Here is a 26,632-nt window from a genome sequence, read left to right on the forward strand (position 1 = left end):
TGCGCGGCGTAGCGAATCAGCTCAGGCTGTGCGCGGCGATGCCGAGAATCGTATCGGCATCGACGCGCGCGTTTTCCAGCTGCACGAGGCTCGCCTGACGCGCGGCCAATGCATCGCGATTCTGGATCGCGGTGAGGATCGCCTTATGGCGCGGCAGCGACAGCGCATGCGTGTCAGGGTGGCGGCTAGTCAGCTTGATCGACTCCGACAGCGCCAGCGACATCATGTTGCCGATATACGCGAGCATGTCGTTGTGCGTCGCGGCCATGATCGCGCGGTGGAATTCGAGGTCCGGCTCCAGCAGATCGCCCGCGCTCTGCGCGTGCTCCATGCGGTCGTACGCGGAGCCGATTCGCACCAGGTCTTCATCCGTTGCCGCCGTCGCGGCGAGCGCGGCCGCAGCCGGCTCGATGATGCGGCGCACCGTCATCAGCGACAGAAAGAACTCACCTTCGGGAATGCTGTTGAGCGTCCAGTAGAGCACATCGGGATCGAGCATGTGCCACTCTTCGCGCGGCCGCACGACGCTGCCCACGCGCGGCTTCGAAATGACCAGCCCCTTGGCGACCAGCACGCGCGTCGCTTCGCGCAACACGGGGCGGCTCACGCCATATTTTTCGCACAGCGTCGCTTCGGCGGGCAGGCGTTCGCCTGGCGCCAGCCTGCCGCTGACGATTTCGATGCCGAGTTCCTGCACGATCCGCGCATGCAGGCTTTTGCGTTTCTGAAGATGCCGGTAGTCCATGATGTATTTGTTGTGGCCGTGCGAATGCGGATAGCTGTACCGTTCCCGTTGCGGGCTGTGCAAGCATAGCATGGGGCGCACGCGCCGCCTTCCGCTTTGACGCAGCATGACGCGCTGTCATTATCGCGCTGGCCTGATGTCGTCATGCGTGCGCTGCGCCGCGTTGGGTTCGTTTTTTGCTTGATCGTTTGTGGACGGACTGCTTTACTCAAAGGCAGCCAGGAAAAACCGTGCATTCAACTCGACATGGACCACGGCAAATGAAGCTCAAACCGCTACTTCTGCTGGTCGCATGCGTGGCGGCGGCGAACGTCGGAACGGCCGCTACGCGCGACGAGCAGACCAAGGCCTGCAAGCACGACGCGATCAAATTCTGCGCGATCCATATTCCCAACAAGGAGAAGATCGAAGCGTGCATGAAGCAACACTACGACAAGCTGTCGCCGAAATGCCAGGCGATGTTCGATTCGCCCGACAACGACGGCGGCAGCGGCGGCCAGTCGTCGAGCTAGGCACGCCTGCTTATCGGCTTGCCCGGCCCGCTTTGACGAGCGGCACGGCCACTTCGACCCGTCCCGTTTCGAGACCGGCCGTGTTGCGCATGGCCCGCAAACGGAAACCATCGAGCGCGCGGTGCGCAGCGTCGTCGCCTATGCCGAGCTTCGCGAGCAGATCGGCGACGATCGCATAGAGGATCGTCGAGTTGCCGTCTTCCACTTTCACGGCGATGCCGAGCGCGCCCTTCGCGCCGAGCTTCGCGGTCTGCGCCGACGCGCGCACGCCGATCGCATAGCTCGCGTCCGCGCCGACCTTGCCCACCAGCGCGCCGTCGAATGCACCCATCAGCGCGGTGCAGAACCGCCCTTCGCCCGCGACCATCTCCGGGTGCGACGTCATCGCGCGGAAGATGCGCGCAAGCGCCGCGTCTCTTGTCGAATCCGTCGATGCGTGGCCGTCGGCGGCCCGCGCGAGCTTCATGTAAAGACGCGCGAGACGGTCGAGCGCAAACGCGGGCGTCGGCAGATTGCAGCCGTCCACAGCCCATTGCACGCTGTCGTCGGGCAGATCGCAGGCGCCGGCAACCGTGCGCTTCACGAGGCGCTGCAACGGATGCTCCGGCAGATGGTAATCGGCGAGCGCCATGCCGAGCGCACGCGCGCCCGCCAGCATGCCCGCGTGCTTGCCGGAACAGTTGCTGCACACGGCGCCCGGAACGAAGTCGCGCTTGATCCATTCGCGGTACACGGCATCCGAAATGGGCGGATGGCCGCCGCAACGCAAGTCGGCTTCCGTTGCCTGCGACCTGGCGAGCATGCGACGTGCGCGCTCGATATGCCGATCTTCGCTGCTGTGCGAGCCGCACATCAGCGCGAGGTCCGCGTCCTCGAAACCAAAGCGCTCGAGCGCGCCCGACTCGACGACGGCGAGCGCCTGCGCCGGCTTCGCTGCCGATCTGACCAGCGTGACGCGCGACGGGTCGCCACACGAATACAGCAGCGCTCCGTCCGTATCGACGACAGCCACATGCGCGATATGCGTGTTCTCGACGACATCGCCGCGATAGACGGTTGCAGCAACGGACATCCCGGTCTCCTTTTGTGTTCGGTTCGCTCTGCCGGAACGGCAGAGCGTGCCGCCGGATTCTACAACCCTGCCAGGCGCGATACGTGCGTGTCGGGTACATTGGAATCACCCGACAGGGTTCATCCGAATCAGGCCGCGCAAGCGGAATCGATCGTAAAGCTATTACGACAGGAGAAAAGAAATGCACATCACCAGGAAACTGATCGTCCTCCTCGCCTCGGCCTCGCTGGGCATCGGCGCGGCAGCGCCGGCATTCGCACAAAACGACGCGTCGACGGACACGGGCGCGGCGGGCGTGGCCGCCTCCGCCGCGAAGCCGACCAAGCAACAGAAAAAGCAGGCCCGCAAGGAAGCCCGCGCGAAGAAGAACGCCGAACTGAAGAAGCTGGAAGACGCGGGCTACCAGCCTGGCCGCGCGAACGACTCGAACTACCCGCAAGATTTGCAAGACGCGCAGAAAAAGGCAGGCATTGGCCAAGGCGCGAGCCAATAAACATCGTTCGATTCAGTCGGCCGCGCGCGGCGTTTTCCGCACGCGGCCGCGCCGGTTTTCGGGGTGTCGATAGTCGATGGTCGCGGTTCTTCCCTTCTCGCCAGTCCTCCCTAAGCGCTCACTTTCTGTCCGGCTGCCGCAATTTCAGCGGCTATTCCACGACGCCTGACGCTATGTGATACTTTCCAACGCTTGTCCACACAACGAATTGCATCGCTGCAATGCGGGCATTGTTGTGCAGTCGCACATCCGGCTACAACTAAAGACGCCAACGTTTTTTCCAGTCAAAAATGCCGAATTCATCACACGCGCCAAGCGGCACTGCAGAAAAATTGACCGCTATCACCGCTGTCGATCAGATTAGTTTCCGCCGCATCATTCGCCGCAATATCGCGCTGCCGCTTGCGCTCGGCGTCGTTACGATAGCGCTGTTCGTCGCGCTGATCGCCTATCTCGTCAATACGATGAGCTGGGTCGAGCATTCGGAGCGTGTAATCGGCAACGCGAATGAAATGCTGCGGCTTGCCGTCGACCGCGAGTCCGCATTGCGCGGCTTCCTGATCACGGGCGACGAGACTTTCCTTGCGCCCTATCAGCTGGGCCAGCCGCGTTTCGAAACAGAGCTCGACACGCTGATGCAGTTGACGGCCGACAATCCGTCCCAGGTCGAACAGCTCAAACGGATTCGCGGCGTGCAGCAGCGCTGGGACCAGTTTGCGCAGGACATGATCGATCTGCGCAGGCGTAACCTCGACTACACCGACCAGGTGAAGAGCGGACGCGGAAAGATCGAGTTCGACGAAACGCGGCGGCTATTCGGGCAGTTTCTTTCCGTCGAGGAAGCGCTGCGTCAACAGCGCTCCAGCGACACGCGCAGCGTCACCTCCATTCTGGTGGGCATCTTTCTGCTTTTCAGCCTGTCGATCAGCGGCTTCATCGCCTATCGCGGGCGGCGCGATCTGATGAATCTGTCCGAGTCGTACGACAGCGTGCTGGCGCGCCAGGCCGAGCACACAGAAGTTTTGCAGCAACAGGTATGGCTGCGCTCCGGGCAGCGCCTGCTCGCGGAGAAAATCATCGGCCAGTCGAGTTCGCCGCTCGTCGGCCGCGCGATACTCGACTTTCTCGCCGAATATCTCGATGTCGCTGTCGCCGCCATCTATATACGCGACCGCGCGACCAGCAGCCTCAAACGCATCGCCACCTACGGCTTCAGCCAGGAAAGCGAACAGGCGGCGCGCACGTTCCGCGAAGCCGAAAGCCTGATCGGCCAGGCCGCCGTGTCGCGCCGCACGCTTGTCTTGCACGACGTCCCCGACGATTACGTGAAAGTCGTCTCGGGCACGGGCATGAGCCCGCCGCGCAATCTCGTCGTGCTGCCTATCGAAAATGACGGCATCGTGAACGGCGTTGTCGAGCTCGGCTTCATGCGCAACATCACGCCGCGCGATCACGAGTTCCTGCAACTGATCGCGAACAGCATGGGCGACGCCATCGAGGCCGCGCTGTATCGCGAGCGCCTGCAGGATGCGCTCGCCGAAACGCAGCAGTTGAATGAAGAACTCCAGGTGCAGCAGGAAGAGTTGCGCGTGTCGAACGAAGGGCTCGAAGAACGCGGGCGTGCGCTGGTCGAATCGCAATCGCAGCTCGAAGCGCAGCAGGCGGAACTCGAGCAGACCAATGTGCAGCTCGAAGACTACGCGAAGCGCCTGGAGCGCCAGAAGGCCGATCTGCTCGAAGCGCAGGACGAGCTCGCCGCGAACGCCGCGCGGCTGGAGCAGTCGAGCCGTTACAAGTCCGAGTTCCTTGCGAACATGTCGCACGAATTGCGCACGCCGCTGAACAGTTCGTTGATCCTCGCGCGGTTGTTGCAGGAGAACCGCACGGGCAACCTGTCGGAAGAACAGGTGCGCTACGCGGAGACCATTCATGCGTCGAACAGCGATCTGCTGGTGCTGATCAACGACATTCTCGATCTGTCGAAAGTGGAAGCCGGACAGATCACGATCGACAGCGAACCGGTGCCCGTCGACTCGATGCTGCAATCGCTGCGCGAAATGTTCGAGCCGATGGCGGCTGCGAAGCATTTGCAGTTTTCGGTCGAACGTGCGCCCGGGGTGCCCGAAACGGTCGTCACCGACGGCCAGCGTGTCGCGCAGATCCTGCGCAATCTGCTGTCGAACGCGCTCAAGTTCACCGAGCACGGCGGAGTCGCGCTGACGGTCGCCGCCGGCGACGCGGACACGCTGCGCTTCGACGTGCGCGACACGGGCATCGGCATCGCCGCCGACAAGCTCGAACTGATCTTCGAAGCCTTCCAGCAGGCAGACGGCTCGACGAGCCGCCACTATGGCGGCAGCGGCCTCGGCCTGTCGATCTCGCGCGAATTCGCGCGGCTGCTGGGCGGCCGCGTGAGTGTCGCGAGCGAGCCAGGCAAGGGCAGCGTGTTCACGCTATGGCTGCCGCTGCAAGGCCCGGCCGATGCGCGGGCCCACGCGACGCAAGCGAGCGAGCCGCTCGTGCGGCCCGTGCGCAGCCAGCCCGCGCCGTCGCCAGTGACCCACGCCGCGTACGCGTCTGCGTCTGCGTCTGCGTCCCGGCCCGTGCCTGCGCCCGCGCAAACGGGCAACGGGCAGCAGACCATCGGCGACGACCGCGACAACCTGCGCCACGAAAACCGCCTGATTCTAGCGATCGAAGACGATCTCGTCTTTGCCGAAATCCTGCGCGATCTCACGCATGAGCTCGAATTCGATTTCGTCCATGCCACCGACGCGACGACGGGCCTCACGCTGGTGCGCGACATGCAGCCGACGGCCGTTCTGCTCGACGTCGGCCTGCCCGACCGCTCGGGGCTGACGGTGCTCGAATGGCTGAAGAACGATCCCGCCACGCGTCACATCCCGATCCACATCGTCTCCGCCACCGATCACGCCGAAAAGGCGCTACATCTGGGCGCCGTCGGCTATACGCTCAAGCCCACGGCGCGCACCACGCTCGAAGCCGCGATCCGGCGGCTCGAGTCGCGCCTGCAGCAGCGCATGAAGCGCGTGCTGGTGATCGAGGACGATGCGGCGATGCGCGAGAGCATCCGCGCGCTGCTGCAAAGCGACACTACCGAAATCGTCGCCGTCGCGACCCTCGCGGGCGCGCTGGAGCAACTGTCCACAACGCTGTTCGATTGCGTCGTGACCGACCTCGCGCTGCCCGACGGCACCGGCTACGATCTGCTCGAACAGCTGGCCGCCGACGTCACGCATCAGGCCATGCCCGTCATCGTCTATACGGGCCGCATGCTGTCGGGCGACGAGGAGCACCGGCTGCGCCGCTACTCGAAATCGATCATCATCAAGGGCGCGAAGTCGCCGGAGCGTCTGCTCGACGAGGTGACGCTGTTCCTGCACAGCGTCGAGTCGTCGCTCGCGCCCGAGCAGCAGCGCATGCTGCGCACCGTGCGCCAGCGCGACAACCAGTTCGAAGGACGCACCATCCTGCTAGCGGAAGACGACGTGCGCAATATCTTCGCGCTGTCGCACGTGCTGGAGCCGCTCGGCGCGAAGCTCGAAATCGCGCGCAATGGGCGCGAGGCGCTCGAAGCGCTGAACGGCGGACGCGAAGTCGACCTCGTGCTGATGGACATCATGATGCCGGAGATGGACGGCCTGACGGCGATCGCGCACATCCGCCGCGACCCGCGCTTCGCGCAACTGCCCATCGTCGCGCTGACGGCGAAAGCGATGGCGCAAGACCGCATGCGCTGCCTCGAAGCGGGCGCCGACGACTACATCTCGAAGCCCATCGACGTCGACAAGCTGATCTCGCTGTGCCGCGTCTGGCTGCGGCAGCGCTAGGCGCAAGGAACCGTCAGCCATGAGCCGCATCTCGTACGACGATTCACCGCAACGCATGCACGATTTCAACATCGAGTTGAAGCTGTTGCTGGAAGCGATCTATCTGAAGTACCAGCACGACTTCCGCCGCTACTCGATGTCCTCGCTGCGGCGGCGTCTTATGCAGGCGCTCGACGAGTTCGGCGTGAGCTCGCTGTCGCAGTTGCAGGACAGGATCATGCGCAACGAGGCGGACTTCGTGCGGCTCTTTCACTACCTGACGGTGCAGGTCAGCGACATGTTCCGCGACCCGGACTACTTTCTCGCGCTGCGCAACCACGTGCTGCCCGTGCTGCAAACGTATCCGTCGATCAAGGTGTGGGTGGCCGGCTGCAGCACGGGCGAGGAACTGTGGTCGTTGAAAATCCTGTTCGACGAAGCAGGTCTCACCGAGCGCACGCTCTTCTACGCAACCGACATCAATCCCGACGCGCTGGCGCGGGCCGAAGCGGGTATTTACGCGCTCGACCGGATCGCGGGCTTCACCCGCAACTATCTGGCCGCGGGCGGCAAGCGCTCGCTCGCCGATTACTATCACGCGGCGTATAGCGGCGCGCGTTTCTCCGGCTCGCTGAAAGAGCGCGTGGTGTTCGCGGACCACAGCCTGTCGACCGATGAAGTGTTTCTCGAAGCGCATCTCGTATCGTGCCGCAATGTTCTGATCTATTTTGATCGCGGCCTGCAGGACCGCGCGCTGGGGCTGTTCAAGGACACGCTGGTGCGGCGCGGCTTTCTCGGACTCGGCAGCAAGGAAAGCCTGCGTTTTTCGACGCAGTACGATGCATTTGAAGAATTTCGCGAGCGCGAGCGCATCTATCAGAAGCGTTAGACTGCCCGCGCACTCCCATATCGAACGAACGATCAACGCGTATGAACACACTTCGCCGACCTTCTCCGCCGGGCGCAGCCGCGCCAGTGGAAACGCGTGCGTTCGAGGCGGTCGCGATCGGCGCGTCGGCGGGCGGCATCGACGCATTGAGCGTGTTGTTGCCCGCGCTGCCGGCATCGTTCAGGCTCGCCGTGCTGATCGTCTCGCACCTGCCCGCCGATTCGCCGAGCCTTCTGGCCGAGACGCTCGGCTATCGCTGCGCGCTGCCCGTCGTCGAGCCGGATGCAGGCGAGCCGCTCCTGCCGGGCCGCGTGCATCTCGCGCCGCCCGGCTATCACATGCTGATCGACGACGACCGCACGGTCGCGCTGTCGATCGATTCGACGGTGCGCTATTCGCGGCCGTCCATCGACGTGCTGTTCGAATCCGCCGCGCACGTGTACGGCGAGCGGCTGGTCGGCATCCTGCTGTCCGGCGCGAACGACGACGGCGCGCACGGCCTCGAAGTGATCCGCGCAATGGGCGGCATTGCGTGGGTGCAGGACCCGCAAACCGCGGTCTCGCCGACGATGCCACGTGCGGCCATCGCGCGCGGCGCCGTCGACGAAGTGCTTTCTCCAACCCTGATGGCCCGGCGGCTCGCCGGTTTGCCGGCTCACACTAGAACGATGACATGAGGAACTCAACCGTCAACATTCTGATCGTCGACGATATCGCGCATAACATCACGGCGCTCGAAGCACTGCTGGCACGCCCGGGGATCGAGCTGCTGGTCGCGAACTCGGGCACGGCCGCGCTCGACCTGCTGCTCAAGCATGAAGCCGCGCTCGCGATCCTCGACGTCAACATGCCCGGCATGAACGGCTTCGAGCTCGCGTCGCTGATGCGCGGCAGCCCGCGCACGTCGCACGTGCCGATCATCTTTCTGACGGCCACGACGGAAGACGCGTCGCGCACGTTTCGCGGCTACGAAGCGGGCGCCGTCGATTTCCTGCACAAGCCGTTCGACCCGCGCATCCTGCAATCGAAGGTCGATGTGTTCGTGCAGCTTGAGCAGCACAAGCGGCAACTCGCCGATCAGCTGCTGACCACGCGCCAGCTGCTCGAAGCGAACGAGATGTTGATGGCCGTGCTCGGCCACGATCTGCGCACGCCGCTCGGCACGGTGCTCGCGTCGGCGGAATATCTGGTGCGCAACGCCTCCGACGAGCAATCGGCGACCGTCGCCAACCGCATCAGGAACAGCACGATGCGCATGTCGCGGATGGTGCATCAGCTGCTCAATCTCGCGCGCCTGCAAGGCGGCCGCATGCAATTGCAGCCGCGTGCAAGCGATCTGGCGGCGCTGTGTCGCGGCGTGATCGAAGAGTTCGCGACGCACGAGCGCGCCGGACAGATCGTGTTGACTTCGCGCGGCAATACGACAGGCACGTGGGACACGGACCTGCTGTGGCAGGCCATTTCGAATCTGATCAGCAACGCGTTGCATCACGGCGAGCACGACAGCCCGATCACCGTCGATCTCGATGCCGACGAGCCGAACCGGCTCCGCCTGACCGTCGGCAATCGCGGCGCAATTGCGCCCGCGATGCTGCCGCATCTGTTCGAGGCCTTCGGCTCGAACGGCGCGGGCGAGCGCTCGCGCGAAGGGCTCGGCCTCGGGCTGCACATCGTGCACAAGATCGTGCACATGCATGGCGGCAAGGTGACGGGTAAATCGGACGAGATCATCGGCACCGTCTTTACGGTCGAACTGCCGCGCACCGCGCAAAGCTGGGTGCCCTGACACGGCGTGACGGCCACAGGCCGCGCGCCTGAAATACTTTGTAAGAGATGCGCCAGCGGCGCCCGCGCCTTGTGCGGCATGGGCAAGCGTCCGCGCCCCGTTTCGCGCGCCGCCCGGCGCGTGCGGCTGTCAGCCGATGTAATAACGGCTTGCCAGCAAACCGCACTACAATGCTTGCCGTCCGATGCCCGTTGTTCGCTTCTTCATCATGTCCAGCCGCCTTTCCCGTATTGCTCTCGCGTTCACCCTGCCCGTGCTTGCCGCGCTCGGCGCGTGCTCGACGCCGCCCAAGGCGAAGCTGCAGGAAGACTTCGTCAGCAGCGGCGCGAGCCCGTACACGCGCACGTTTCAGGTGACGAGCACGGAGGCCTGCGAAGGCGCGCGCCGCGCGCTGTTGAGCCAGGGCTACATGACGACGCTGGTGCGCCCCGATACCGTCGACGCCAGCAAGAACTTCCAGCCCGCCAGCGATTCGCACTTCACCGTCGAATTCCATATCGTCTGCACGGCGGGCGACGATGCGACCAACAGCAGCATCGTCTATGCAAACGCGGTGCAGAGCGGCTACGCGCTCAAGAAAAGCGATACGTCGGCGAGTGTCGGGCTGAGCGTGCTCGGCTCGCTGTCGCTGCCGATCCGCCAGAACAGCGACGCGATGGTGAAGATTTCCAGCGAAACCATCCAGTCGGGCAAGTTCTACGACGGCTTCTTCAATCTGATCAGCCACTATCTGGCGAATGTGGTGCGCAGCGTGCCCGTGCCCAGCAATACCGTCGACGCGACGCCGCTGCCGGTGCCCGCGCCCGCACCGGCGCTGGTCGTGACGCCGATGTCGTCCACGCCGGGCGGCAATGCGGCGCCTGTCATCATGCCCGCGCCTTCGAAGGAACAGACCGCGCCGCTTGCAGCGGCAGCGGCGCCCGTTGCTTCGGCAACGCCCGTCTCCGCGACGGCGCACGCGCACGAAGCGGCCGCCGCTTCACCTGACAGTACGCCTGCGTTCATTGAATCGCCGGCTTCGGATGCGGCGGCTTTGGCGCAGTGAAGTCCCCACTTCGTGTGGTCGGGTGATCGGAACCTGTGTCCCGCTGGTCGCCCCGAGGCGATTGCGCGCTTGGTCGACTCAAATCATGAGTCGATATTCACTTGCCCTGCGAACTGAATTGCCGCCTGCTGGCGCTCGCTTCTCTCCAGCTTGACCGGCGACCTGTCATTCACCCGGCGATTTTTATTTTCCGCCCCACACTCAAGATTCCAGCCATTTTGCCGACCGCGAACGATTATCTGTTTTAAATCATCGATCGGTAAAAATGGGCTGAGTAAGAGCGACCGAAGCATCGATATAAATCAAACAATCGAAAATATTTTCCTGATTCGGCTTTGCCCACACTTCAGCACAGCGTCGACCGAGCCGTTACTACCTTCACGGAATTAACAAAACGGTACGCAATTTTCAGGCAGCGAAACCTGCCGGTTCATTGGTGTGCCGCATGTGCCAAAAATTGGAGAAGGTCCATGTTTGTCGCTATTGGTTGGGTGCTGGTTCTCGGCTCTGTGATCGGGAGCTTCGTGGGAGTGGGCGGCCATTTGCCCGCGCTGGTTCAGCCGTTCGAACTGCTGTGCATTTTCGGCGCGGCAATGGGCGCGTTCGTCGTCAGCAATCCCGTTTCGGTATTGAAGAAAACCCTCAAGGCTTTGCCCGGATGCTTCAAGGGCGGCAGTTATTCGAAACAGGTTTATCTCGAGCTGATTGCATTGCTTTATGAGCTGCTTCAGAAAGCGCGTAAGGAAGGCATGATGGCGCTCGAAGCCGACGTGAATGCGCCTGAGGAAAGTGCGCTTTTCCAGAAGTATTCGCACGTTTTGAAAGACCATCATCTGCTTGATTTCATCGTCGATTATCTGCGGATGATGGCGACGGGCAACGTCAACGTGCACGAGATGCAGGACCTGATGGACGAAGAGCTGGCCACGCATCACGCCGAATCGTCGGTGGCCGCGAACGCGATCCAGAAGATGGCTGACGGTCTGCCCGCGTTCGGCATCGTCGCGGCCGTGATGGGCGTCGTGCACACGATGGGCTCGGTCGGCGCGCCGCCCGCCGTGCTTGGCGAGATGATCGCGGGCGCGCTGGTCGGCACGTTCCTCGGCATTCTGCTCGCTTATGGCTTCATCGGCCCTGTCGCCGATCTGCTCAATGCGAAGGGCCGCGCGGAAGCGAAGCCGTATCAGTGCGTGAAGGCCGTGCTGCTCGCGTCGCTGTCCGGCTACGCGCCGCCCGTCGCCGTCGAATTCGGCCGCAAGGTGCTGTTCACGGCCGACCGTCCGAGCTTCCAGGAGCTCGACGACGCCGTGCGCGCCACCAAGATGCCGAAGTCGGCCTGACGCGGGCTGGAAGGAGACTGTCATGGCCGAAAGACGACCGCGCAGCGAACAGGCGAGCGAGAAAGCCGCGCCCGTGATCGTGCGCCGCTCGAAAAAGGGCGACGGGCACGCCGGGCATCACGGCGGCGCATGGAAAATCGCCTACGCGGACTTCGTGACCGCGATGATGGCGTTCTTCCTGCTGATGTGGCTGCTCGGCTCGACGTCGAAGTACGAGAAGCAGGGCATCGAGGATTACTTCAACACGCCGCTGTCGAGCCTGCTCGGCGGCAACGAGGGCACCGCGGCGGCGCGTCCGAATGTGATCCAGGGCGGCGGCCGCGACATGTCCGACACGCGCCCCGGCGACGGCAAGAAAGCGCAGCAGGAACCTGCCAGGCCAACGCTCACGCAAGCGACGACGGCGCCCAACGACACCGCGCGTCTCGAACAGCTGAAAGCGAAGCTGTCGGCGCTGATCGAGCAGACGCCCGCGTTGAAGGCGTTCAAGGACCAGATCCGCATCTCGATCACGAACGAGGGCCTGCGCATCGAGATCGTCGATTCGCTGAAGCGCCCGATGTTCGCGACAGGCAGCGCGAAACTGCAGAGCTACGCGGTCGAGATTCTTACGCAGATCGGTGCGTCGCTGAACGATGTCGACAACCGCATTTCGATTGCAGGCCACACGGACGCCGTTACATACGCGAACGGCCCGGCCGGCTACTCGAACTGGGAACTGTCGTCGGAGCGCGCGAACGCGGCGCGGCGCGCACTGGTCGCGGGCGGCATGCGCGAAGACAAGCTGCTGCAGGTGCGCGGTCTGGCGGACGTACTGCCGCTCAACGCGAACGTCGCCGACGAGCCGACCAACCGGCGCATCAGCGTGCTCGTGCTGAACAAGGCGGCCGAGCAGGCGTTCTTCCGCGACGGCGGACGCACGTCGGTGGATGAAGCGCTGCCCGCAAGCGAGGCGATCCCCAACGTGGTGTCGAAACTGAAGGTAAGCACGCGCAGCGCGTATTGATCGCGAGGTCGTGTGTTCGGCCGCGCGCTTCGAAAGAAGCGCGCGGCTTTTTTTATCCGCTCCCGCGCGGATTCATCACCCGAATCGCCCGGACGACGAAACGGTCACACGCACTGTTTCGCCCTACGATACATTCACGTCGTCAATTGCGTCCGATCTTGCGCTCAGGCAAGGCAATTTCAGCGCTGCACTTCACAACCGCAACACGTTTCTGATATTGGTAGAGAAAGCGTAGCTGTTGCGCTTGCGCGAGATCACGCGTGCAAACGTGCATTTCCCTTCCATTGCTTCATTGACGGAGAACGACAATGCAAAGAAGACACTTCGTGACAGCAAGTATTGCTGCACTCGCATACGGCGGTCTGCTGTTGTCGGGCTGCAGCACGACGACGGGCAGCGGCGAATCGGCGGCAACCGACATGGCCAAGCGGCAGTCGATCGACGCCAGCGTCGACGGCGCGCTTGCGAAGCTCTACACGTCCGTACAGGGCTCGCGCGAACTGGTCGGCAAGGCGCAAGGCATACTTGTGTTCCCATCCGTGTTGCAGGTGGGCTTCGTGGTGGGCGGGCAGTATGGCGAAGGCGCGCTGCGCGTCGGCGGCAGCACGGCGGGTTACTACAGCACGATCTCCGGCTCGTTCGGCCTGACGGCGGGCGCACAGTCGAAGGCGATCATCTTCCTCTTCATGACCCAGGATGCGCTCGACAAATTCCGCAACGCCAAGGGCTGGTCGGCGGGTGCCGATGCGTCGGTGGCGCTCATCAAGGTCGGGGCGAACGGCGCAGTCGATACCACGACAGCAACCGCGCCTGTCGAAGCGATCGTCATGACGAATTCCGGGCTGATGGCCGACGTATCGCTGGCTGGCACCAAGGTGTCGAAGCTGAACATCTGAGCTCGATGCCGCGCGCAAACACAAACGGCTCGCCATGACCAAGGGCGAGCCGTCTGCTTTAGCGCGATGCGGCGATCAGAAGCGATACGTCACGCCGACCTTCACGATGGGATACCAGCGCCACTTGTCGGCCTTGTCCTGCAGATCCTGGCGTTCCTGGTCGACGTTCGCCTGACCGGCTTCAGCGACGATGTCCGCGGGGACGTCGAGCGTCACGTGCGGGCGGCCATAGGTGACGCCGGCATCGAAGAACGCCGAGAAGCCCTTCTGCGCGACGGGCGTATGACCAAAGCCAATGCCGATATACGGGCGCACCGTCGGATACTTCGCCTTCGCGTGAACGGTCTCGCCGTTCGTCGCGTAGTTGGTGCCATTGATATTGACCGTGCCGCTCGGGCTGTTCGCGTCACCCGACACGTTATCGCCGCCGATCAACATGCCGGCCGTGATGCGGAACGGCACCGTGGCGGGCGCCGGGAAGAAGTCGACGTACAGGCCGCCGTGATAGATCCTGGCCTTGCCGTCGTAGTTCAGGCCGCCGGCGCTGAAATCGTGCGAGAGCGCAAAGCCGTTGAATTCGGCGCGGATGTTGTTGCGCGTGCCAAGCGGTTCGGAGAAGCCGATACCGAGGCCCTCCGTGCCGACCTGACCATAAATTTCGTGAGCGTGCGCGACGGGCGCGGACAGCGCGAGGCCCGCCGCAAGCGTGACCAACAGCCTTTTCATCTGTGAGATTTCCTTCGGGGTTCTGGAGGGCGCCTGACCTTGACGCCGCGTGTATCGGGAAAAATTGCCCGTCACACGCAATGACCTTGCGTCGCGGCGGCGTCCCAGACCCGTCTTATTACGGACCACTCACAGACAATCTTTAATGAATATTTAAAACGTTCTTCAGGTGCCGACTCAAGCCCTTTAAATGCCGGGTTCCCCGGCTGAAACGGGCAAATTACCCGGTCTTACCAATGCTTTAAATCCGTCATTCGATGCCGCGCGTCAGTCGTTGAATCGCCTGAGGCGGCTGGCCGAATGCGCGCAAAAAAGCCCGTCGCATGCGCTCGCGGTCGCCGAAGCCGACATCGCGAGCCACCACGTCGACGCCGTGCCGCCCCGTTTCGAGCATCAGGCGCGCCGCTTCGACGCGCAGCCGCTCGACAGCCTTCGCCGGCGTCTGTCCCGTTTCTTCCCTGAATGCGCGCGTGAACTGCCGCGGGCTCAGATGCGCAGCATCCGCGAGCTGTTCGACGGAAAGCGGCGTGTTCAGATTGCGCCTCGCGTACGACAGCGCCGTCTGGATGCGATCGGACTTCGGCTCGAGTTCGAGCAGCGCCGAAAACTGCGATTGACCGCCCGCGCGCCGGTGATACACGACGAGCTTGCGCGCGACATGGCGCGCGAGTTCCACGCCCGCGTCCTTCTCGACGAACGCCAGCGCAAGATCGATGCACGCCGTCATCCCCGCCGACGTCCACACGTCGTTGTCGATGATGAAGATGCGATCCTCTTCCACTTTCACAGCCGGATAACGTTTGCGCATGTCGTCGGCGTAGTACCAGTGCGTGGTCGCGCGCCGGTCGTCGAGCAGGCCGGCATCGGCCAGATGAAACGCGCCCGTGCAGGCGGCCGCGACGCGGCGCGCCGCAGGCGCCGCCCGCTTCAGGAACGCGATCAGCGACGGCGGCGACGGCTGCAGATCGTTGTCGCCGACCACGAGAATCGTATCGAAGCGGCTGTCGTCGAACGGCCGGGTCGACACCTCGAAACCGGACGAGCACGGCACCGGGCCGCCGTGCTCGGACAGCAGGACGTATTCGTACAAGGGCTCGCTCATCTCACGGTTCGCGAACTCCAGCACGCTCGTCATGCCGAGATTCATCACCTGAAAACCGGGAAACAGAACAATTCCGACGCGCAGCATGGCTTCACTCCAGCGATGTCTGAAAAAGAGGCATATACGACATTGAGGCCATGTGAGTATGCACCTAATCTGATGGTCATGCAGACGACGCCGCGTCGCCTGCGCCCTCTGACCTCAGGAGCATTGATATGTCGAATTCTTCCAATACCGCAGCGAACCTCGGCACGGCCGTCGTGACGGGCGCCTCGTCGGGCATCGGCGCGATCTACGCGGACCGTCTCGCGCGTCGCGGCTATGACCTGATCCTCGTTGCCCGCAACCGCGCGCGTCTCGAACAACTGGCGACGCGAATCTCGAACGAAACGGGCCGCTCGGTAGAAATCGTCGCCGCCGATCTGAACGACGACGCCGATATCCGCCGCGTCGAAAACGTGCTGCGCACCGACGCGAGCATCACGATGCTGGTGAACAACGCAGGCGTCGGCGCAGCGGCGCCGCTGTTGGATTCCGAAGTCGACAAGATGGAAGCCATGATCAAGCTGAACGTCGTCGCGCTGACGAGGCTCACGTATGCCATCGCGCCGGGCTTCGTCGCGCGTGGCGGAGGCAACATCATCAACATCGCGTCGATCGTGGCGGTGGCGCCCGAAATCCTCAACGGCGTCTACGGCGGTACGAAGGCATTCGTGCTGGCGTTCACGCAATCGCTGCATCACGAACTGGCGAGCAAGGGTGTCAAGGTCCAAGCCGTATTGCCGGGCGCGACGCGCACCGAATTCTGGAGCGTCGCTGGCGTGCCGATCGAGGCCGTCGAAGAGCGAGGCATCGTGATGTCGGCGGAACAGATGGTGGACGCGTCGCTTGTCGGCTTCGATCAGGGTGAACTCGCGACGATTCCGTCGCTGCCCGACTACGCCGACTGGCAAGCGTTCGAGTCGGCGCGTACCGCACTCGGGCCGAACCTGTCGCGCACGGCGCCCGCTGCGCGGTTCAATGTCGCTTGATGTTGTGAGATGAGTGGTTGGCGACGCGACGGGGTTTCACGTCGCGTCGTGTTTTGCCGTGCGGGGTGCGGCGAGTTTATGCGCCTAAACCGCGTGGACGAAGCGACGGACGTCGCACGCCGCGAAGCGCCAGCCCGCGCCCAGCCGCAGAGTTTATGCGCCTAAACTCACCTCCCAGCCGAGGTCCGCCGCAGCCGCGCGCTACACGCATCACGCGCCAAGCAGCACGCCGGTACGAAACGCTCGCGTTCCCGTCACGCGCCCAAGCGGCGCACCCGCCGTCACGAATCGGATCGCGCGGCGCATATAGAGCACGCCCTCCGTATTGCTGGTGATCGTCGTGGTTTCGTCCGTCAACGGATCGACGATATCGAACAACGCGTCGCCGATGCGAATCCGGTCGCCGATCTTCACGCGATGCACGAGGATGCCGCTAACGGGCGCGTAGAACTGCTCGCTGCCCGCCAGCGGCGTCGCGGGCGTCGGCAGTTCCGGCAGCGGCTTCGCGCGGCCTTCAATCGCCTTGCGATGCGTCAGATAGTCGACCAGCGCGTCGGCATCCTGCTGCGCGACTTCATACGATACGTCGCGCTGTCCGCGGCATTCGATCGTCACGGCGACCGTGCCCGTCGGCACCGGCTTGCCTGCGGGCATCTGTTGCTGCAAATGCCACCACAAGAGGCTGTGCGTTTCATCGAACGCGTGGCCGCCCGAGTCGGTTGCGAGCAGTGACGCTTCCGAGCGCAGATAGCGCGCGAGCGGCTCGACCTCCGGCCAGCCCGCTTCGCTCGTGTAGACGTGCATCACAGCTTCGAGCGAGCAATGCAGATCGATGACGACGTCCGCATCGTAAGAAAGCTTCAGCAATGCGAGTTGCAGCGATTCGTACTCAGTGAGCGGCTTTTGCGCATCCAGTTGCTCACGCACCAGCGCGCGAATCAGCTTGCGGTTCTCCTGCGCATCGGAGCCGAGGCGATCTTTCGCGCGATCCAGCAGCGTCGTGAACTGCAGGAAGTGCCGGTTGAAGTTCTTGCCGCTGCCCGTTTCGAAACGGCCGATAAACTGACCGAGCACATGCTGCCCAAGCCCGACGGGATTCGCGACGGGCACGAGCACGATTTCGGCTTTCAGCAAGCCTTGCGCTTCGAGCTCGACAAGGCGCCGCTTGAGCAGCACCGTCGTGAGCATCGCGGGCGTCTCGTCCGCATGCAGCGACGACTGGATATAAATCTTCTGCCCGCTGTTTTGCGGGCCGAAATGAAACGCGACGAGTTCGCGTGACGTGCCCACGGCGGGCGAGAGAAGCGGAATCGATTGCCTGTTCATGTGACTCTTCTGAGTGTCATTCGACGTGTAAGCCGATCAGTTACCGTACGGATCGAAGTCGAAATACTTGTGCGCGATCTGCGCGTACGTGCCGTCTTTGCGCATCGACGCGATTGCCGTGTTGATCGACGTCTGCAATGCGGCTTCGTCCTTGCGCAAGCCGATGCCGACGCCGCGATCGCCCATATCGAGCGGCTCGCCGACGAACCCGAAGCCCTTGCCTTGCGGCGTGCGCAGGAAGCCATAGTCGGCTTCGACGGTGCCGAGCAACGCGCCGTCCAGGCGTCCGTTGACCAGGTCGCTGAATACTTCGTCCTGGCCTTTGTACGCCACCACGTGGACGCCAGCGGGCGCCCAGTGCGACTGCGCGAACGACTCGAACTGCGTGCCCGTTTGCACGCCGATCTGCTTGCCGGCAAGCGTCGCGGGTGCGCTTCCGTTCAGGGCGGTGCCCTGCTTCGCAACCAGCCGCGACTTGAACTGGAACAGCTTCGACGAAAAGAGAATCTGCTGCTCGCGCTTCGCGGTGATCGCCATCGACGACATGATCGCGTCGATCTTGCGCGCCTGCAGCGCCGGAATCATGCCGGAAAACTCCAGTTCGACCCATTCGCAGCGTGCGTGAATGCGCTTGCAGATTTCATTGCCGAGATCGACGTCGAAGCCCTTGAGACTGCCGTCCGGTGATTTCGCATCCATCGGCGGATAGGTCGGGTCGATGCCGAGACGAATCGTGTCGTTATCGCGTGCGAACGCGCCCTGGCTTGCGAAACCCAGTGCGGCAAGGAGAAGTATCAGCGAAGTCTTCATGACTAACGGGCCTATCGGTCGGCTGTGATGGGAGCATGCTGAGTCGATCCTACGATGCGCCAGTGATACAAAAAAGTGCAAATCTGTCTATCATGATCACTTCTTCTGATCGCCAGATTTTCCGTCCCTGTCGACGATGGCCCTGACCATTTCCCAACTTCGCGTCTTCACGGCCGTGGCCGAGCACGGCAGCATCCGCGCCGCGTCGCGCGCGCTCGGCATCGCGCAAAGCGGGATCACGCAGCAATTGCAGAACCTCGAATCGATGCTCGGCGCCACGCTTTTCACGCGCACGAATCGCGGTATCGCGCTGACGGCGGTTGGGCAGCGCATGCTGCAACGCGCGGCGACGATTCTCGGCGAATGCGCGCGAGCCGAACATGAAGCGCAGCAACTGCGCGGCGAGTATGCCGGACAGGTCACGTTCGGCCTGACGACCGAGCCGTTGATCGACGCGGGCGCGCCCGTGCTGACAGAGTTTCGCGAGCGTTTTCCGCGCGTGGCCGCGCACATGCGTACGGGCACGTCGCGGATGATGATCCAGTGGATACGGGAGGGCACGCTCGACTTCGCCGTCGCGCTCGTGTCGAAGCACACGGATACGACCGATCTGTCCGTGACGAAGCTGTACCCTTCCGATCCCGTCGTCGTATGCCGGCGTGGTCATCCGATGGCGCAGGCGAAGTCGCTTGCCGAACTCGCGGATTGCTCATGGATCGCGACGCGCTCGCCCAATCTCACCGACGATCCGCAAGCGCACCGCCTCAACGACCTGTTCAAGAGCCACCGTCTCGCGCCGCCAAGAATCGTCTCGACGGTCGAAGGGCTGTTCGAGTCGCTGCATCTGGTCAGCGAGACGGACTGTCTGTCGCTGGAGGCAGCCGTGGTGACGAAGCGCGGCCCGTTCGCGCGCGTGCTGACCACGATCGACGTGCGCGAGCGCGTGGCCGCGCAGGACGTCTGCGTGCTGCAACGCGCCGCCGCGCCGCTCACGCCCGCCGCCCAGGAACTCGCGACGATGATCGCGTCGTACACGCGAACCGTGCGCGCGCGAAGTCATCGGACATAGTTGAGCCGGCAACCACCGCGCACGGTTCGGGCTCCCGTAAACCCTCACCTGAACCACGTTCCGCCCGCCTTGGCAGAAAACCGCGCGCGGTTGGCAGCATCGCGCGTATCAATGCTTTTGCCGCGCACGAGGGCCCTCCCTACACTTTGATCACACGCCGATCGCTCGCTTCGACACAGCGAACGGCCACCACCGATCACGTTCTGGAGAACCCGAAATGAGCGAAATCATCGCAGGCATCAAGATCCCCGACAGCAAGATGGCGCGCGAAGCGACGCAACTCGTGCGCGACACCGAAACCGATCTGCTCTATCACCACTCGCGCCGCGTGTTCCTGTTCGGCGCGCTGACCGGCGAGCGCAAGCAGTTGAAGTACGACCCGGAGTTGCTGTACATCGGCGCGATGTTCCATGACATGGGCCTGATGGAAAAATACAGCAGCGCGCACGACCGCTTCGAAGTCGACGGCGCAAACGTCGCGCGCAATTTTCTGCAGGGCTACGGCATCGACGAAAACGACATCGACATGGTGTGGGACGCGATCGCGCTGCACACCACACCAGGCATTCCGCAGTACAAGAAACCCGTGGTCGCGCTGGTGACGGCCGGCGTCGAAATGGACGTGCTGGGTCTCGCCTACGACGAGTTCTCGACGGAAGACCGCAAGCTGATCGTGGCGGCGCATCCGCGCGGCGAGAGCTTCAAGGAAAACATCATCGATGCATTCGCGAACGGTACCAAACACAAGCCGCTGACGACGTTCGGCAACGTAAAGGCCGATGTGCTCGCGCTGAAAGACCCGGAATACAAGCGCCTGAACTTCTGCAGCATCATTCTCGGCTCGGCGTGGAACGACTCGAACGTGCAGGCGGGCACGTGCCGCAATCCCGCGCACAACCACGGCTAAGCTCGACGGTCTCTTCTCTCCTCGTCAAGGTCTGTTGACGATCAAGCCGCTTGCAGTCTCCGCTCAAGCGTGCCTTTGAATCCGCGTTCTCGCGAGCGCGGATTCTTTTTGATTGCGAAGGAACTGCGAACCGATGTGTTCGCGCTTAACTCATCGCGCCGGAATCGCGCGTGACGACCGTCGAACGGTGTGCGAAGGCAACTCGCCGAACTGCGCCTTGTACGCACTGGCGAAATGCCCGAGGTGCACGAATCCCCATTGCGCGGCGGCATCGCTGACAGAGAGATCGGCCTGGCGCGTATCGAGCAACAGACGCCGAACCTGGGCGAGCCGCAACGAACGCACGTAGGCCAGAGGATTGGTTTGCACGACAGCCTGAAAGCTGTTCTGCACGGTGCGCCGGCTCACGCGCAACTGCGTGCAGAGACTTTGGATGTCGATGAGCTCGTCGGGATGGTTGATCACGAAGTCGTGAATGCGGCGCACGATATCGGCCTGACACGCATACGTCAGCCGGTTCGACGTCGCCGGCACGTGATACGCGAGCAGATCGACGAGCGCCTCGCTCACCTGGTTGTGCACTGCGTGCTGCGCGCGGACGTCGTCGAAGGCTTCGGGCTGCGCCAGCACGCGCTCGATCAGCGTCGCAAGCTGCAGCCCCGCGCGCGTGCACGCGGCATTCGGAATATCGAGCACTGTGCGGCGAAAGAGATTGTCGTCGAGATCGACACCCGCGCAATCGGCGACGCCCTGCAGCATGTCGGAGTCGACCACGACGCCGATCAATGCCATCTCGTCGGGCGAGTGGAATTCGAACGGCGTGCCGCCTTGCGCCATCACGAACCCGCCGCGGTCGATGCGCACGCCGCCGAACGAGAAGGCGCCCGCGCCCGCGAGCGGGATGCCAAACGTCATATGGTTGTCCGGCAACTGCCCGCGCTGCACGACGCGCAGATTCGCCGACTCGTGGAACACCTGCACGCCGTCCAGCTCGATCTGCTTCACCGCGCTGCGAAACGTGCCCGAGCCGATCTGGTCGTAACGCTGATCCCAGCCCCGCAGCGCGGCCGCGTGGTCATCGGCGTCGTTGAAGAACTGGTGATGGACGTACACGGTGCCCCCACAATCTCAAAAAACCGCCAAGTTGCGTAGAATAAACCGACCACGCGGTCGGGAAAATATGTCCGAGGGTATGTCCTGGGCATTTTCGTCGGCTGGGCGCGACAGTCCGTGGCTTCTCATGGACGCGGCGCTGATGGCCACATTCTAGCCAGCGTCAAAAATCCGCCGAAGCCTTCCAGAACACCAGGCGCGCTAAAGAAAATCCTTAATGCCCGGCTGTTACGCCGCCAGATTTACTTATATCCTAGCGAATCGTTTTTTTGCGCCTCGATATCCATGGTGATGACCCGATCCCGCGCTGCCGCGCCGCTCGCGATGCATCGCAATCTGCCGATGCTGCTGTTGCGCGCGCGCGAACTCATGATGGCGCGGTTCCGTCCGTTGCTTACCGCGCAGGGGCTGACCGAGCAGCAATGGCGCATCATTCGCGCGCTGCATGAGAACGGGCCGCTGGAGCCCCGGCAGATATGCGCGCTGTGCACGATTTCGAGTCCGAGTCTCGCGGGCGTGCTCGCGCGTATGGAAGATCTCGGGCATGTGACGAAAGAACGCTTCGAGGACGATCAAAGGCGCGTGCGCGTTTCGTTGACGGCGCAAAGCGAGGCAATCGTCGAGCGGATGAAGCCGATGCTGGAGGCGGAGTATCGGGCGCTGGAGGATAAGGTCGGAGAGAAGGTTGTCGGTGATTTGTATGCGGCGGTTGATGCGTTGATCAGGGAACTGGAGGTGGGGGAAAGCCGCGAGGCGGAGGAGGATGAACGCGGGGCGTAAGGCGAGTGGGTTTGCGGTGGCATCCGCGATACGTTAGCGTGCTTCACGCTTCTTGATTTGGTGTTTTAGGCTTTGCGATGGCATCCGCGATACGTTAGCGTGCTTCACGCTTCTTGATTTGGTGTTTTAGCCTTTGCGCTGGCATCCGCGATTTGTTAGCTCGCTTCACGCGTCGCCCCTGTGCGGGGCGGCACCTACTTTTCTTTGCCGCCGCAAAGAAAAGTAGGCAAAAGAAAGCGGCTCACACCGCCAGCCCTTGACCTTTGTTCACGGGCCCCCAACGTCCCCACCCTTCACACACCAGCGCCTTGGTTGGTGCCCGTTGCCAACGCTTCGAACAGGTGCCTCACCCGCTTCGATTACCCGTACCCGGGCCAGCGGCAGCGAACGGTATGTGCCGCCCAGGTGGCAAACTGTGTGTAGGTTGTCGCGTCGTATAGGGTGGCGCTCTTACCGGGTGGGACGCGTGCGCTAATGGTCCGGAGTGAGGCGTGTGGAGCACCGAGGGCCGACACACAGTTTGCCACCTGGGCGGCGGTGGCCTGTCTGGCGCGGTGTGCTGAAACACGGGTGGGTGAAGCGGGTGAGGCGCTCATTCAGAGCGCTGGCAACGAGCACGGGCCACGTGGTTGCCGTGTGAAGTGTAAGAACCTGTGGGGGCCCTCAGGCAGAAAAAAGAGCTGGCGGTGTGAGCCGCTTTCTTTTGCCTACTTTTCTTTGCGGCGGCAAAGAAAAGTAGGTGCCGCCGGGCCTATCCGTCATTTTGTGGGCGAGGCATATCATGAGAGGTAAAAGTCATGGATATGCCAATGAAGAAGAAACGCACGGTGGCGTCTCAGGCAGCGGCCCGAGGGCCGCTGCCTGAACTGCCCAAAGCACTGCTGGACGAGCTGGTCAAGGGGCCGATGACGCCGACCGAGGTGCAGGATCTGATGCTGGCGTTTAACAAGGCGATTATCGAACGCGCGATGGGTGCGGAGATGAATCTGCATCTGGGGTATCCACCGGGCGAATCCAAACCCGCTGGCCAGGCCAACGAGCGCAACGGCGCCAGCCGCAAGACGGTCATCACCGATCGTGGCGTCGTCCGGGTCGAGTTGCCGCGCGACCGCGACGGCAGCTTCGAGCCGATCCTGATCCCCAAACACGAACGCCGCTTCACCGGCTTTGACGAGCGCATCATCGCGATGTACGCGCGTGGCATGAGCGTGCGCGAGATCCAGGCCTTTCTGGCCGAGAGCTACGGCACCGAGGTGTCGCCCGATTTCATCAGCTCGGTCACCGACGAGGTGATGGCCGAAACGCTGGCCTGGCAGAACCGTCCGCTCGAGACGATGTATCCGGTGGTCTTCTTCGACGCGTTGCGGGTCAAGATCCGCGATGACGGTGTGGTCAGCAACAAGGCGGTGTATCTGGCTCTGGGCATTCAGGCGGACGGCCAGCGCGATGTGCTGGGCCTGTGGATTGAGCAGACCGAGGGCGCGAAGTTCTGGCTCAAGGTGTTCAACGAACTCAAGACCCGCGGCTGCCAGGACATCCTGATTGCGGTCGTTGACGGCCTGAAGGGGCTGACCGACGCGATCGGCGCAGCTTACCCGAAGACGGCGGTGCAGACCTGCATCGTGCATCTGATCCGCAACAGCCTGGAATACGCTGGCTGGAAGGACCGCAAGGCTGTCGCCCAGGCGCTGCGTCCGATCTACGCAGCTGCCAGCGAAGAGGCAGCGAAGCAGGCTCTGCAGGCCTTTGCTGATGGGCCATGGGGCGCGAAATACCCGACTATCGTGCAGTCCTGGCAGCGCGCCTGGGAGCACGTCACGCCGTTCTTCGTGTTTCCACCCGAGATCCGGCGGGTCGTGTACACCACGAACGCCATTGAGAGTCTGAACATGCAGTTGCGCAAGATCATCAAGACCCGCGGTCACTTCCCCAATGACGAGGCTGCAATCAAGCTACTCTGGCTGGCATTGCGCAACGTCCTGGCCAAAAACGTGCGCTCAGCCTTCGACTGGAAGTCAGCCATGAACCAGTTTGCTATTCTGTTTGGCGATCGATTTACGCAGGCGCGCGGCTAACGATTCCTTTAACCGCCTCGCCCACAAAAATGCGGACAGGCTCGTGCCGCCCCGCACAGGGGCGACGCCTGAAGCACGCTAACGATTCGCGGATGCCAGCGCAAAAGCAAATCACGAATGCCCACCCCAAAACCCAAAACACCAAACGATCAATCCATGAACCACAAAAGCTACCCGCTTACCCCATCGCCCGCCGCCTCGATCAACTTCAACGACACATCGGCATCGTCAATCCTCTCAATCGCCAGCAGCGCAAACCTCGCCAGAAACATCGGCGCATTCGCCTCACCGACTTGAGTCATCGTCCTACACAGCCGCGTATAGACAGTATCGAGTTCCGCATCGGTCATCGCGTTCTCCATTCGTTGAATCGGTTCATCGAGCAAGCGCGCGCGTAATCGCCGCATCGACATCGTCCGCGCGCGCATTGCGCCAGCGCCCCAGCACATGTCCATCGGGGCGCACCAGATACACCGTGCCCGGCTTCGCGTCATAACGCCCGAAGATGCGTCCCGTGTGATCCCACGCGTGCACACCCCGCGCCTGGGCACGCAAATGCGCGCTGATCGACACAACCTTGAACGGCACCCCACGTTCACGCATCGCTTGCGCAAGCGCGGTGAAATCAGCGGACACTTCACCCTCGTCGCTAAAACACAGCGCCGTAAACCGCGCACCGACAAGATCGGTCAAATGCGCCTCACGCGCATGCCCACCTTCAGCAATCGTCAGCGGAAACTCGGCGAGCACCGCCCCCGGCACAGGCCCAGCACCAAACCCATCGCCGTCGGCAACATTCAACGGCGACTGCACATAAGTAATCGCCGACGTCTGCCGCGGATTAATCAGCGAGCGCACACCCGGATGCTCCACAGCAAGACTCAACACCGCCTTGCGCATCAGATCGAATGCAAATGAAGGCGGGGCCATGAACTCGGTGCTCTTCGTGCCATAACTCAAATTCTCATGCGTAGCGGCAACACGTTCATCCGAATAACTGTCGAGCAACGCATCAGACGCCAATCCCTTCACGACAAACGCCAGCTTCCACGCGATATTGTCCGCATCGTCAATACCCGAATTCGCGCCGCGCACACCGAAGATCGGCACGAGATGCGCAGCATCGCCCGCGAACATCACGCGCCGATGACGATAGCGCTCGAGCGTCAACGCATTGGCCTTGTAGATCGTGATCCAGATCGGCGCCCACTCGCCTTTCTCTCCCATCATGTCGAGCAGGCTTTGCACGCGCGGCATAACGTTTTCAGGCTTCACGGCCTGCCCCGCGTCTTCGCCATCGCGCAACTGATAGTCGATGCGCCACACGTTATCCGGCTGCTTGTGCACGAGCACGGTCGAACCCGGATTCGACGAAGGATCGAAATACGCGAGACGTTCCGTCGGACGATCGCTTCGCAGTTCGATATCGACGATCACATAACGCCCTTCGTAGCTCGTGCCTTGCAACTGCAAGCCGAGCGCTTCGCGGATCGTGCTGCGCCCGCCATCGGCGGCGACAACCCAGTCCGTTTCCAGCGCGTAGTCGCCATCAGGCGTGCCCAGTTGCAGCGTTGCGCCGTCATCGCGCGAATCGATCGACTTCACGCGCGTCTGCCAGCGGATATCGATCAGATCGGCGCGCTTCTCCGCCGCATCCAGCAAGAACTGTTCGATGTGATATTGCGCGAGGTTCACCATCGGCGGCAGCTTCTGGTTTTCGTCCTGCGGCATCGTGAAGTGCAGCACTTCCGTCTCGCGATAGAAGCTGCGGCCGCCCGTCCACGGCAAGCCCGTTTTCAGAAAGCCATCGAGTGCGCCAAGCCGTTCGATGATCTCCAGGCTGCGGCGTGAAATGCAGATCGCGCGGCTGCCATAGCAGACGGAATCGTCCGCTTCGATCAGCACGCAGCGCACGCCGTGATTCGCCAGACCGAGCGCGACAGCGAGACCGACGGGCCCACCGCCGACAATCGTCACCGCATGACGCTGCGCGTCCACACCCTCTTTCAATTGCGGCACGCGCGCTGCGTACTTTTTCGCGGTGAACGGATACGGTTTGAATTGCTTGTTCATCCAATG

General features: G+C 62.9%; 24 protein-coding genes. 15 read left to right on the plus strand and 9 right to left on the minus strand.

Annotation, left to right across the window (positions count from 1 at the left end):
• Positions 1-16: 16 nt before the first annotated feature.
• Complete coding sequence (locus tag C2L66_RS29170) at positions 17-745, minus strand: FadR/GntR family transcriptional regulator (protein WP_036001991.1); 729 nt, start codon at positions 743-745, stop codon at positions 17-19.
• A gap of 260 nt (positions 746-1,005) precedes the next feature.
• On the opposite strand from C2L66_RS29170, the gene C2L66_RS29175 reads away from it, so the two are divergent.
• A complete protein-coding gene (locus tag C2L66_RS29175; protein ID WP_054933282.1) occupies positions 1,006-1,257 on the plus strand; it encodes a hypothetical protein in 252 nt (83 codons plus the stop codon).
• A gap of 10 nt (positions 1,258-1,267) precedes the next feature.
• Here C2L66_RS29175 and C2L66_RS29180 read toward each other — a convergent pair whose 3' ends face one another.
• Positions 1,268-2,329 carry an asparaginase gene (locus C2L66_RS29180; RefSeq protein ID WP_060604696.1) on the minus strand — a complete coding sequence of 354 codons (1,062 nt, stop codon included), beginning with the start codon at positions 2,327-2,329 and terminating at the stop codon, positions 1,268-1,270.
• 181 nt (positions 2,330-2,510) lie between these two features.
• Between C2L66_RS29180 and C2L66_RS29185 the strand changes: the two genes are divergently transcribed.
• The 9 genes from C2L66_RS29185 (at position 2,511) to C2L66_RS29225 (ending at position 13,614) form a co-directional block, all read left to right on the plus strand.
• Positions 2,511-2,822, plus strand: a complete 312-nt coding sequence (locus C2L66_RS29185) for a DUF4148 domain-containing protein (RefSeq protein ID WP_054933280.1) — start codon at positions 2,511-2,513, stop codon at positions 2,820-2,822.
• Positions 2,823-3,154: 332 nt separating this feature from the next.
• Positions 3,155-6,673: a response regulator gene (locus tag C2L66_RS29190; protein ID WP_060604693.1), complete on the plus strand. Its 3,519-nt coding sequence runs from the start codon at positions 3,155-3,157 to the stop codon at positions 6,671-6,673.
• A 19-nt stretch (positions 6,674-6,692) separates the two neighbouring features.
• Positions 6,693-7,541, plus strand: coding sequence for a CheR family methyltransferase (locus C2L66_RS29195; protein WP_060604690.1), 849 nt, complete (start codon positions 6,693-6,695; stop codon positions 7,539-7,541).
• Positions 7,542-7,582: 41 nt separating this feature from the next.
• Positions 7,583-8,218, plus strand: coding sequence for a chemotaxis protein CheB (locus C2L66_RS29200; RefSeq protein WP_054933277.1), 636 nt, complete (start codon positions 7,583-7,585; stop codon positions 8,216-8,218).
• On the plus strand, positions 8,215-9,327 hold the full coding sequence (locus C2L66_RS29205; protein ID WP_060604687.1) for a hybrid sensor histidine kinase/response regulator: 1,113 nt from the start codon (positions 8,215-8,217) through the stop codon (positions 9,325-9,327). Before C2L66_RS29200 ends, C2L66_RS29205 begins: the two co-directional genes overlap by 4 nt.
• A gap of 184 nt (positions 9,328-9,511) precedes the next feature.
• A complete protein-coding gene (locus C2L66_RS29210; RefSeq protein ID WP_082670412.1) occupies positions 9,512-10,372 on the plus strand; it encodes a DUF2242 domain-containing protein in 861 nt (286 codons plus the stop codon).
• Between the two features lie 470 nt (positions 10,373-10,842).
• Positions 10,843-11,712: a flagellar motor stator protein MotA gene (gene motA, locus C2L66_RS29215; RefSeq protein WP_054933274.1), complete on the plus strand. Its 870-nt coding sequence runs from the start codon at positions 10,843-10,845 to the stop codon at positions 11,710-11,712.
• A 22-nt stretch (positions 11,713-11,734) separates the two neighbouring features.
• Positions 11,735-12,718 carry a flagellar motor protein MotB gene (gene motB / locus C2L66_RS29220; protein WP_054933273.1) on the plus strand — a complete coding sequence of 328 codons (984 nt, stop codon included), beginning with the start codon at positions 11,735-11,737 and terminating at the stop codon, positions 12,716-12,718.
• A gap of 308 nt (positions 12,719-13,026) precedes the next feature.
• A complete protein-coding gene (locus C2L66_RS29225) occupies positions 13,027-13,614 on the plus strand; it encodes a BPSL1445 family SYLF domain-containing lipoprotein (protein ID WP_060604670.1) in 588 nt (195 codons plus the stop codon).
• Positions 13,615-13,689: 75 nt separating this feature from the next.
• On the opposite strand, the gene C2L66_RS29230 is transcribed toward C2L66_RS29225, so the two are convergent.
• Both C2L66_RS29230 and C2L66_RS29235 read right to left on the minus strand, forming a co-directional pair.
• A complete protein-coding gene (locus tag C2L66_RS29230; RefSeq protein WP_060604667.1) occupies positions 13,690-14,340 on the minus strand; it encodes a hypothetical protein in 651 nt (216 codons plus the stop codon).
• Between the two features lie 250 nt (positions 14,341-14,590).
• Positions 14,591-15,529, minus strand: coding sequence for a GlxA family transcriptional regulator (locus C2L66_RS29235; RefSeq protein ID WP_054933270.1), 939 nt, complete (start codon positions 15,527-15,529; stop codon positions 14,591-14,593).
• A gap of 128 nt (positions 15,530-15,657) precedes the next feature.
• On the opposite strand from C2L66_RS29235, the gene C2L66_RS29240 reads away from it, so the two are divergent.
• Complete coding sequence (locus C2L66_RS29240) at positions 15,658-16,473, plus strand: SDR family NAD(P)-dependent oxidoreductase (protein WP_035998914.1); 816 nt, start codon at positions 15,658-15,660, stop codon at positions 16,471-16,473.
• Between the two features lie 210 nt (positions 16,474-16,683).
• Here C2L66_RS29240 and C2L66_RS29245 read toward each other — a convergent pair whose 3' ends face one another.
• The gene (locus tag C2L66_RS29245) at positions 16,684-17,799 is read right to left on the minus strand and encodes a succinylglutamate desuccinylase/aspartoacylase family protein (RefSeq protein WP_060604665.1); all 1,116 of its coding nucleotides are present in this window, start codon (positions 17,797-17,799) and stop codon (positions 16,684-16,686) included.
• Positions 17,800-17,835: 36 nt separating this feature from the next.
• Positions 17,836-18,609, minus strand: coding sequence for a transporter substrate-binding domain-containing protein (locus C2L66_RS29250; protein WP_060604662.1), 774 nt, complete (start codon positions 18,607-18,609; stop codon positions 17,836-17,838).
• A 136-nt stretch (positions 18,610-18,745) separates the two neighbouring features.
• On the opposite strand from C2L66_RS29250, the gene C2L66_RS29255 reads away from it, so the two are divergent.
• Positions 18,746-19,678 (plus strand): LysR substrate-binding domain-containing protein, encoded by a 933-nt coding sequence (locus C2L66_RS29255; protein WP_060604659.1) that lies wholly within the window; start codon positions 18,746-18,748, stop codon positions 19,676-19,678.
• A 217-nt stretch (positions 19,679-19,895) separates the two neighbouring features.
• Positions 19,896-20,585 (plus strand): HD domain-containing protein, encoded by a 690-nt coding sequence (locus C2L66_RS29260; protein ID WP_060604656.1) that lies wholly within the window; start codon positions 19,896-19,898, stop codon positions 20,583-20,585.
• 150 nt (positions 20,586-20,735) lie between these two features.
• Here the strand turns inward: C2L66_RS29260 and C2L66_RS29265 are convergent, their stop codons facing one another.
• Positions 20,736-21,698, minus strand: coding sequence for a helix-turn-helix domain-containing protein (locus tag C2L66_RS29265; RefSeq protein WP_060604653.1), 963 nt, complete (start codon positions 21,696-21,698; stop codon positions 20,736-20,738).
• A 285-nt stretch (positions 21,699-21,983) separates the two neighbouring features.
• On the opposite strand from C2L66_RS29265, the gene hpaR reads away from it, so the two are divergent.
• Both hpaR and C2L66_RS29275 read left to right on the plus strand, forming a co-directional pair.
• On the plus strand, positions 21,984-22,478 hold the full coding sequence (hpaR, locus tag C2L66_RS29270; protein ID WP_060604652.1) for a homoprotocatechuate degradation operon regulator HpaR: 495 nt from the start codon (positions 21,984-21,986) through the stop codon (positions 22,476-22,478).
• Between the two features lie 803 nt (positions 22,479-23,281).
• A complete protein-coding gene (locus C2L66_RS29275) occupies positions 23,282-24,553 on the plus strand; it encodes an IS256 family transposase (protein ID WP_409372583.1) in 1,272 nt (423 codons plus the stop codon).
• Between the two features lie 170 nt (positions 24,554-24,723).
• Here C2L66_RS29275 and C2L66_RS29280 read toward each other — a convergent pair whose 3' ends face one another.
• On the minus strand, positions 24,724-24,903 hold the full coding sequence (locus tag C2L66_RS29280) for a hypothetical protein (RefSeq protein WP_060607018.1): 180 nt from the start codon (positions 24,901-24,903) through the stop codon (positions 24,724-24,726).
• A 25-nt stretch (positions 24,904-24,928) separates the two neighbouring features.
• Positions 24,929-26,626, minus strand: coding sequence for an FAD-dependent oxidoreductase (locus C2L66_RS29285; RefSeq protein WP_060604649.1), 1,698 nt, complete (start codon positions 26,624-26,626; stop codon positions 24,929-24,931).
• Positions 26,627-26,632: the final 6 nt, after the last annotated feature.

The sequence above is a fragment of the Paraburkholderia caribensis genome (genome assembly GCF_002902945.1).
Lineage (GTDB): Bacteria > Pseudomonadota > Gammaproteobacteria > Burkholderiales > Burkholderiaceae > Paraburkholderia > Paraburkholderia caribensis.

Coding starts and splice junctions, on each gene's coding strand:
- C2L66_RS29170 (WP_036001991.1), bottom strand. CDS start 745: ATGGACTACCGGCATCTTCAGAAACGCAAAAGCCTGCATGCGCGGATC.
- C2L66_RS29175 (WP_054933282.1), top strand. CDS start 1,006: ATGAAGCTCAAACCGCTACTTCTGCTGGTCGCATGCGTGGCGGCGGCG.
- C2L66_RS29180 (WP_060604696.1), bottom strand. CDS start 2,329: ATGTCCGTTGCTGCAACCGTCTATCGCGGCGATGTCGTCGAGAACACG.
- C2L66_RS29185 (WP_054933280.1), top strand. CDS start 2,511: ATGCACATCACCAGGAAACTGATCGTCCTCCTCGCCTCGGCCTCGCTG.
- C2L66_RS29195 (WP_060604690.1), top strand. CDS start 6,693: ATGAGCCGCATCTCGTACGACGATTCACCGCAACGCATGCACGATTTC.
- C2L66_RS29200 (WP_054933277.1), top strand. CDS start 7,583: ATGAACACACTTCGCCGACCTTCTCCGCCGGGCGCAGCCGCGCCAGTG.
- C2L66_RS29205 (WP_060604687.1), top strand. CDS start 8,215: ATGAGGAACTCAACCGTCAACATTCTGATCGTCGACGATATCGCGCAT.
- C2L66_RS29210 (WP_082670412.1), top strand. CDS start 9,512: ATGCCCGTTGTTCGCTTCTTCATCATGTCCAGCCGCCTTTCCCGTATT.
- motA (WP_054933274.1), top strand. CDS start 10,843: ATGTTTGTCGCTATTGGTTGGGTGCTGGTTCTCGGCTCTGTGATCGGG.
- motB (WP_054933273.1), top strand. CDS start 11,735: ATGGCCGAAAGACGACCGCGCAGCGAACAGGCGAGCGAGAAAGCCGCG.
- C2L66_RS29225 (WP_060604670.1), top strand. CDS start 13,027: ATGCAAAGAAGACACTTCGTGACAGCAAGTATTGCTGCACTCGCATAC.
- C2L66_RS29230 (WP_060604667.1), bottom strand. CDS start 14,340: ATGAAAAGGCTGTTGGTCACGCTTGCGGCGGGCCTCGCGCTGTCCGCG.
- C2L66_RS29235 (WP_054933270.1), bottom strand. CDS start 15,529: ATGCTGCGCGTCGGAATTGTTCTGTTTCCCGGTTTTCAGGTGATGAAT.
- C2L66_RS29240 (WP_035998914.1), top strand. CDS start 15,658: ATGTCGAATTCTTCCAATACCGCAGCGAACCTCGGCACGGCCGTCGTG.
- C2L66_RS29245 (WP_060604665.1), bottom strand. CDS start 17,799: ATGAACAGGCAATCGATTCCGCTTCTCTCGCCCGCCGTGGGCACGTCA.
- C2L66_RS29250 (WP_060604662.1), bottom strand. CDS start 18,609: ATGAAGACTTCGCTGATACTTCTCCTTGCCGCACTGGGTTTCGCAAGC.
- C2L66_RS29255 (WP_060604659.1), top strand. CDS start 18,746: ATGGCCCTGACCATTTCCCAACTTCGCGTCTTCACGGCCGTGGCCGAG.
- C2L66_RS29260 (WP_060604656.1), top strand. CDS start 19,896: ATGAGCGAAATCATCGCAGGCATCAAGATCCCCGACAGCAAGATGGCG.
- hpaR (WP_060604652.1), top strand. CDS start 21,984: ATGGTGATGACCCGATCCCGCGCTGCCGCGCCGCTCGCGATGCATCGC.
- C2L66_RS29275 (WP_409372583.1), top strand. CDS start 23,282: ATGCCAATGAAGAAGAAACGCACGGTGGCGTCTCAGGCAGCGGCCCGA.
- C2L66_RS29280 (WP_060607018.1), bottom strand. CDS start 24,903: ATGACCGATGCGGAACTCGATACTGTCTATACGCGGCTGTGTAGGACG.
- C2L66_RS29285 (WP_060604649.1), bottom strand. CDS start 26,626: ATGAACAAGCAATTCAAACCGTATCCGTTCACCGCGAAAAAGTACGCA.